Origin of the sequence: Bifidobacterium sp. UTCIF-39, assembly GCF_006408715.1 — a bacterium.
Taxonomy (GTDB): Bacteria; Actinomycetota; Actinomycetes; order Actinomycetales; family Bifidobacteriaceae; genus Galliscardovia; species Galliscardovia tissieri.
In genome coordinates this window covers 1-7842 of sequence record NZ_JEOG01000039.1, presented here as the reverse complement: position 1 = coordinate 7842, position 7842 = coordinate 1, and the positions used below count along the sequence as shown (strand labels likewise).

Annotated in this window: 5 protein-coding genes; 2 read left to right on the top strand and 3 right to left on the bottom strand. The window is 59.4% G+C overall.

Annotated elements, in window-relative coordinates; translation table 11 throughout:
* Nucleotides 1-806: 806 nt before the first annotated feature.
* A complete protein-coding gene (locus tag EP30_RS10735) occupies nucleotides 807-3692 on the bottom strand; it encodes a hypothetical protein (protein WP_219846827.1) in 2886 nt (961 codons plus the stop codon).
* A 215-nt stretch (nucleotides 3693-3907) separates the two neighbouring features.
* Here EP30_RS10735 and EP30_RS10730 point away from each other — a divergent pair, with 215 nt between their 5' ends.
* Nucleotides 3908-4489, top strand: coding sequence for an IS607 family transposase (locus EP30_RS10730; protein WP_140558653.1), 582 nt, complete (start codon nucleotides 3908-3910; stop codon nucleotides 4487-4489).
* Nucleotides 4482-5780 (top strand): IS607 family element RNA-guided endonuclease TnpB, encoded by a 1299-nt coding sequence (gene tnpB / locus EP30_RS10725; RefSeq protein ID WP_140558656.1) that lies wholly within the window; start codon nucleotides 4482-4484, stop codon nucleotides 5778-5780. The genes EP30_RS10730 and tnpB overlap by 8 nt, the downstream gene beginning before the upstream one ends.
* 317 nt (nucleotides 5781-6097) lie before the next feature.
* Here the strand turns inward: tnpB and EP30_RS10720 are convergent, their stop codons facing one another.
* A complete protein-coding gene (locus tag EP30_RS10720) occupies nucleotides 6098-6667 on the bottom strand; it encodes a hypothetical protein (protein WP_140558650.1) in 570 nt (189 codons plus the stop codon).
* 175 nt (nucleotides 6668-6842) lie between these two features.
* Nucleotides 6843-7607, bottom strand: a complete 765-nt coding sequence (locus EP30_RS10715; RefSeq protein WP_140558648.1) for a hypothetical protein — start codon at nucleotides 7605-7607, stop codon at nucleotides 6843-6845.
* Nucleotides 7608-7842 lie beyond the last annotated feature (235 nt).

The following is a 7842-nucleotide window of genomic DNA, read 5'->3' as shown; positions in this document are numbered from 1 at the left end:
GACCAGCAGGGCGTTTTGCGCGTTCCCTGCCACGATCGTCCGGCAAGGAACATACGAAACCGGTTCCAGCGACGTTCCCTGCCACGGCCGTCACCCCGTTATCACGCCCAGGACCGAGAAAACGACGGAATTCACGCCATATTCACTGGATTTACGCGCGAATAGGACGGAATTTCGCGGCAGGAAACGACGGAAAACCTCGTATCGTCATTCCCTGCCACGCCCTTTGGCAGGGAATGACAGCAACCGCCCATATCTCGTTGCCTGCCACCACAATCACTGGAACCTGCCATCCCGAATCCACCCCCAGAAGCCCCCTCCCAGAAGCGCAACCAGACACCTGCCACAACCGATCACTCTCCCCGAGCCCGAATCCCATCTCCCCTACTCCCAGACCACTTCCCGACGACATCACAACCAATGGCAGCCAAAACCAATCACACACCTACCGAGACACTCCCCACTACGAGGATTGGACCAGTAGGATGAGAAGCGTGAAATAAGAAATCTACTCGTCACATTGCCTCAAAACAAAAATCTACTGTTCATGAGAGCAGAAATGACGACTCCATACCGGTGTAAAGAATCAATGCCTTTCCACTGCAGAGGCGTCGTATGAATGCATGATACGCATGACAGGAAGACCTCGCCCATATAAAACATGGTCGTCTTCGGAGCACCTCCGAGGATGTCCGAAGACGACCATGGCATGCGCGGTAACGCGATCTGCCTCGATCCATTTGACCGTTTAGTCGGCTAAACGGTCAAACGGTCATGCGGTCAGCGTATCGCAGCCAACGCCATGCTCAACGCTGAGCCTTGCGACGGTTGAGCACGAACGCGCCACCGGCCACGAGGACGAGCGCCGCGAAGACCGCCGCGCCGACGATGGCCGTGCCAGTGGCGGACAGTTTCGGTGTCTTCTTGGCGTTGGTCGTAGTCTTCGTCGTGTCGATCGTCTTGCCGGTTCCCGTCTGGGTGCCGGCGTTATTGGTGTCGCCCGGCTGCGAGGCGGCCGTACCGTCGTCCTTCTCGAACACGGCCTGGATGGACACGTCCTTGTTGGTCATGGCGAACGTGTTGTCCTTGACCGTGACACCGCCGTAGAGCACCTTCCACTCCTTGAAACGGTAACCGTCGTTCGGCGTGACGGTGAGTGTCACCTGATCGCCCTGAGCAGCGGTGGCAACGTTCGCGGATGCCGTGCCGTTGCCGTCACCGCTCACCTTGACCGCATACTTCACCTTCTGCGTGTTGGGCGTGCGCCACAGCTGGGTGCCGTAGAACGGATTGGCTGTGCCGATCAGCAGATAGTCGCTGGTCTTGGCGAAGATACGCAGACCATGGTTGTACCGGTCTCCAAAGCCGTTGTCGGTCAGGGTCTGCACGCTCACCTTGCCGTTGTTATCGGTGACGGTATACAGGTCAAAGCCGCGCTTGGAGGTCTTCAGATACTTGTACGACCTGGCATAGGCCTCAAGATTATCCTTGGTGGTGAGCTTGAGCAGCATGTCGTACAGGGGCTTCAGATTGTCGGGAACGGCAAGCTTACCGTATTCGTCGAGCAGCTGATCATATGCCTCGCGGAAGCTCTGACCATCGGACGCCTTGGCACCGATCAGGGTGTCGAGCGTGTTGAGCTGGTTGTTGAGATCGTTGAGTCGATCGGCAAACGCGTTGTCGGTGATGGATCCGGGGACGATGGTGCCATCGTTGATTCCGGCGACGAGCTTGACCCTCTGGTCGTCGGTGAGACTGACCTTGTTGTCGGCTGCGTTGACGTTGCTGCCGGAATCCGCGCTCATCGTCTGCGGCATGGTCTGTGTCTTGCGCTCAGACGCCTGTTCCACTGCCTGATTGACGAGATCGGATGCGTCTGCGGATACGGTGTCGGGGGTTCTGGCGGAGAACGTGGCCGCACCGGCCGCGCCCAAATCGTTGCCGGAATCGTCAGGGCTGGCGGAACCACCGGAATCGGCGGCATCCTTGATCAGCAGTTCAAGGAACACACGCAGATAGTTGATCTGACTCTTCCACTCCTCCGGCGTCATGTGGATCAGATCGCCGTTGGTGAACTGGGCGATCGGTTCGAGTAGCGTCGTCGTATCCATCGTGCCGATATACAGTTTGTCTTCGTAGACGGTTGCCTGCCACGTGTACTGGTTCATGTGGGTGTCGTATCCGGTGCCCTTGCCGGAGATGCCGCCCTCGGGGAACATGTCGGTCGGGTCGCCTACCACGAGTTCGATGTTCTCGTTGGCATCCATACGATACAGGTTGATGGACTGCTCGAGGTTGGTGGCCTGCGTCACGAAGTTCTTCTGCAGTACAAAGCCCTGCAATGCGCTGGACACGTCGTTGTAGTCGCCGATGTACAGGTGGTTCTTGTATTTGACGAGCGTTGCCGCGCCGGCGCTGATGCGCGACGGGTCGATGCCATACGTGTACTTGGCGCCCTGTGTAGTGTCGCCCACCACGCGACTCCACGTCCAGCTGGAACGTTCGGTCGGATCACCGTTCACGGTTCCACGCCAGATGGCGAACGCCTTCTTGGTGCCCTGCGTGTTCTGATTGGCGGGTGTGCCGGTGCACACCACCACATAGAGCTGACCGTTGAATTCAATCACCTGGTAGATTCCGCCGCCCCCGTTGACATCGGTACGATGCCAGGCTGGCTCACCGCCGAAATCATCCATGGTGGCGATGGTCTTGAATGAGTCCTTGCCTGCGGACGGATCCTTGGAGGCGGTGAGGAACACGCCGTTGTTATCGAGCGCGCCGGCGATAAGCGTGCCGTTGAAATCACCGATCGCGCGGGTGGATGTGAACACGTTGTCGGCCACCAGTTTGTCGAAGCGGGCCTTGCCCTGCTCGCTGGTCGTCTTGTCATCGGACAGGATGCCCAGCGCATCGTACACGCAGGTGATCTTGTCGTTGTTTTCCGGATCGATCTGGTAGATCACCGGGAAACCGTTCTGCACGGACAGCGCAGTGGCGAGTTCACGCTGGTTGAGGTGCATGGTATCGACCACCATGCCCACGAAGTAGATCTTGCCGTCAAGCACGAGCGCGTCGCGGAACGTGGGCATGACACCGGTTTCGCGCGACATAAGAACCTTCGTCTCGCCGGTCTTCACGTTCACCTTGACAAGGATCCCGCCCGATTGCACGCCGTCGGGCTCTCCGAAGTACAGGTTGCCGTTGTACATGGTGTCCATGGCGGCTTTCATCGCCTCCGCGGACATGCCCGGCACGCTGTAATTGAGAATGGTGGAAATGCCCAGACCACCGTACATGGTGTTGATATACGCCCAGTCGCCGTAGACGGCGGATGCGTAACTGTATGACTGGCCTCGGGCGCCATTGCCCTCGGCGCTCACACCCTGCTCATACGGTTTGACCAAACCGTTACCGGCATAGTCGACAATGCCATCGTTGGTTTCCACACCGGAGCCGGCGTGCGAGATCTTACTGAATGTCATGCCGTTGCCGGCTGTGTAGGTGGTTGTGGGGTTGAGCGTGGATGCGGTTCCTTCCGCAGCCGATGCCACAGGGGCGATCAGCATGGCAATCGATGCCACGACTGCGGCCGCGACACCTGCGATACGACGTCCGGAGCGGCCGGAGCGGTCTCCCCCACTGATATTGCGATTGTTGATATCCCCAATGCGTCTATGGCGAGATATGGCCATGAATCTTCCTTCTTCATATGCCGAGGCTGACTCGATGGACGGGGGTACTGCTTCATTGCGTCATTGCATCGGGTCGTACCGGCAGACCGTTGTACTGGTACTGTCCTCTGATGAGAACCAATCTCCACCATACGCGCATGGGACTACATACGGGGGCTGTTGGCTGATGTCATATTCGCTTGATTCGCTTTGTTTTCGCGTGTTATAATTTGCTTATGCGTGTGAAGGAATGGGCCCGCCGGGAAGGGTTGAACGAGCAGACGGTGTGGAAGTGGTGTCGTGAGAACCGTATGCCGGTCCCGTTCGAGCGGTCGGGGAGCGTGTGGCTCATCCATGACCCGAAGTATGAGAAGCCCGCTGTTCCCGCCGTGGGTTCGCGCACGGTCTGTTATGCGCGCGTCTCCTCCGCCGACCGGAAGAACGATCTGCAACGCCAGGCGGACCGGTTGAAGGCGTTCGCCATCGGCATGGGGGTCGAATCGCCCGAAGTGGTGTGCGAGACCGGCAGCGGCATGAACGACAAGCGCCGCAGATTGAACCGTATCCTTGCCGACCCCGCGGTGGGCACCATCATCGTGGAGCGGCGCGACCGGTTGGCGCGCATGGACGCGGGACTGGTCGAAAGCGCGTTGAAGGCTGCGGGACGACGGCTGATCGTCGTGGACGACACCGAGCTGGATGATGATCTGGTACGTGATATGACCGAGGTGCTGACCTCGTTCTGCGCGCGCCTGTACGGCGGGCGGGCCGCCAGGCGCAAGGCGGAGGCCGCGTTGAGGGCGGCCCATGATGCTTGAGGCGGTCAGGACCGCGTTGGACCCGACACCGGCGCAGGAGCGATTGCTTCTGTCTCATGCGGGGGCGGCGCGGTTCGCGTTCAACGCGGGCCTCGCCCACGTCAGGGCGATGATGGAGGCGCACGGGAAGCCGGAGTGGTCGCTGTACGCGCTGCGCCGCTGGTGGAACCGGACCAAGGATGTTCTGGCGGTTGATGCGGATGGTGTTCCATGGTGGCGGCAGAACAGCAAGGAATCCTACAACAGCGGTCTGGAGGCCTTGTCGGACGCCTTGTCGAACTGGTCGGAAAGCCGCAGGGGGCGGCGCAAAGGCCGCCGGGTCGGCTTCCCCAGATTCAAGGCGAAGGGCCGTGTGACGCCCCGGTTCGCGTACACGACCGGCAGCTTCGGCATCATCCCCAACGACCCAAAAGCGTTGAGACTTCCCCGGATCGGCCGCGTGCACTGCATGGAGAACGTCACGAAGCGGGTCGGCGGCGCAAGAGTGCTGCGCATGACCGTCAGCCGGCATGCGGGACGCTGGTACGCCGCGCTGACCGTAGAGCGGGCCGACGATGTGCCATTGATTCCTCCGGAAGGCGGTGCGGTCGGCGTCGATCTGGGCGTCAGGACGCTGGCGACGCTTTCCGACGGCACCATGATCGCCAACCCGCACACCTTGAAGACGAACGAACGCCGGTTGAAACGCGCCCAGAAGGCGTTGTCCCGCAAGACGAAAGGCTCGAACCGTCGGCGCAGGGCGCGCGAACGCGTGGCGCGTCTGCACGCGCGTGTCGCCAACCAGCGGCGCGACCTGCTGGACAAGCTCACCACGCGACTCGCCTCCACCTACTCGGACATCTCGATCGAGGACCTGAACGTGCATGGCATGGTCAGGAACCATCGACTCGCCAAGACGATCATGGACGCGTCGTTCTTCGAGATACGCCGCCAACTGGAATACAAGACCATGCGCACCGGCGCACGACTGCACGTCATCGACCGCTGGTATCCGTCAAGCAGGACATGCTCGAACTGCGGGAGGGTGAAAGCCAAGCTCTCCCTCGACGAGCGCGTCTACCATTGCGACGGGTGCGGTCTCGTACTCGACCGCGACCTGAACGCCGCGATCAACATCAAGGTCGCCGGGAGTGCCCCGGAGACCATAAACGCACGTGGAGCGGATGTAAGACCCGCCACCCTCCGGGGTGACGGGCAATCCACGGTGAAGCGTGAACCAAGCGGCCGCACACGCGGCGTGAGCCTTGGAGCGGACACCCGCAAGAGTGTCCTGCAAGCTAAAACAAACTAGCCTGCAACGGTACATCATTAGGTCGAGTGACGATCATAGACCAATCTTCAATTTCTGAAGTATTTTCCATATCCTGCAGACGTCAATCTCCAAGTTCTGAAGTTGATCACGACCAATAACGCGGTATCACGACTAACAACACGGTATGGGCGTTGGAATTCCAACGCCCATATCCCGAATCTCTTTCCCGGAGACTTCAGAACTCGGAGATTAATGGCTGTATGACGCCGAAAATACTTCAGAACTTGAGATAGGTAAAGATAGGCGGGAAGCAGACTGCAACAGCACGCAAACCGGGAAACCGAAAGGCAGGGACATCAGGCGGCCGCGCGACGACGGTCGATCTCCTCCTGCAGTTTGAGCAGGTCGCGGATGGTGGACAGCGTGTGGAAGATGATCTCGCAACGATGGGATGCGGCGCGCTCGCCGGTCAGCTGCTTGTGAATCAGTTCACGCTCCTCATCCTTTTCAGTGCCGTGAAGCGCCACGTTCATGCGTACGCAGAAACCGACGGCCAAGGACTTCTCATCCTCCGTGGCAAGCTCCTCATGGAGCTCGAACGGCTTGTTCGTCGGATCCTCATGCGTCAGCAGCATGGCCAACGCGGCAGGCACCGGCTCAACCTCCTGCGACACGTTGCGCAATATGCGAATAATGCTCTGATTGAGTTCACCCTCCTCAACCGCTTCGATGAGCCGTTCCACATTGTCGGGCTTCAGGTCGGCATGACACTGCTTCTGGATCTGCCGACGGATCGCGAAGGCGATGAAGAGACCAAGCATCGTGGCCTTCTGCCGGCCCGGCTCGATGTGGCCTTGGTGGGAGTGAGAGGATACGGATGCCTGCGACGACTGCGCGTCGCGCGGAGTCTGCTGTTCGCTTGTCATGGCTTCCAGCCTAGTCCGCGGAACGCCGAGCCGCAGCTGTAACGTACGGTATGTGGGCCGATTCACGCTGCGGCATGTTCACGCGGGCGGTTGCAAGCCATCCTGCGATCGGTGCGGATCGCATGAATCCGCATATACTTCCAGACCGCGCATGCGTATCCGGACCATTCGACGCTTACTCATACAGGGCGTCGACGCTCATGACATCGTCCACCGGTAGTGAGTGTCCAGAACGCGAGATGTGCAAATAATAACCCCGTCGCTCAAACCGTTTCCGTACCTCCTCAACAGGGATGGGACGCCATGCGATCTCGCCAATGCGGTCTCCTTCGACACGTAACGTAATCCACGCCATACGATGCCGATGCTTCCAGTCCGGCATGGGATCCGATCCGCCGGTCAGGATCATCCAATCTTCCGCGCTGACATACGCAGCGCTTTCGACCTCGCGAGTGGGTAGATCGTCGCGGAATACGATTCGACACACCGGACTCTGTTCCACGTTGTCCTCACCATGCCAATCGCCATCCCACACCAGCGCAGTGCGGAAATCGTCGGTGTTCACGGCGACTATATGCGGATCGGCGAACACATCCGTCGCAGACGGTTCCCTGCTGGACCGTTTCCGCGAATACACCGCGTACACGGCCGCGACGATGGCGACAAGCAGCAAGAGGCCGGGAAGCTCCATATTCCCCCAATCGATCTCCCCCATCTGAATGCCCTCGCCGTACACGATCACCCATGTGCCTTCAAGCGATTTGAATATGCCAACCAATCCGAGGGCCCCGGTCACGCAGGCCACCAGAATTGCGAACACTCTTCCGGCTTCGTTATCGGTTTCCTTGCGCTTGATCTGGTCGCGTGCTTCCAAAGCGGTTTTGCGCGATCCCGTCAGCCAGATCGGATTCTCGATCGGGATCGGTCGCTCAGTAGACACCGTCCGTGAATCCCCATTTACACCTTCCATATACGCCCCCGTGCGTATGCCGTTGCGACTGTGGTTGCAGTTCCATTCTCTCCCGAATACGGCAACAAGACAACGGCCTCGAATCATCCGTACACCCACCCGGTTGATCTGGATATACCCGGATTCTTATTCTGGGTATACCCGGTTGATCTGGGTATACCCGGTTAGTTTAGGAGTGGAAAAGAGGGTGCTAGTGACATGGTTT

What these genes read in the sequence shown, in the direction of transcription:
- EP30_RS10735 (WP_219846827.1), bottom strand. Translation starts at nt 3,692, where the DNA reads ATGGCCATATCTCGCCATAGACGCATTGGGGATATCAACAATCGCAAT.
- EP30_RS10730 (WP_140558653.1), top strand. Translation starts at nt 3,908, where the DNA reads ATGCGTGTGAAGGAATGGGCCCGCCGGGAAGGGTTGAACGAGCAGACG.
- EP30_RS10720 (WP_140558650.1), bottom strand. Translation starts at nt 6,667, where the DNA reads ATGACAAGCGAACAGCAGACTCCGCGCGACGCGCAGTCGTCGCAGGCA.
- tnpB (WP_140558656.1), top strand. Translation starts at nt 4,482, where the DNA reads ATGCTTGAGGCGGTCAGGACCGCGTTGGACCCGACACCGGCGCAGGAG.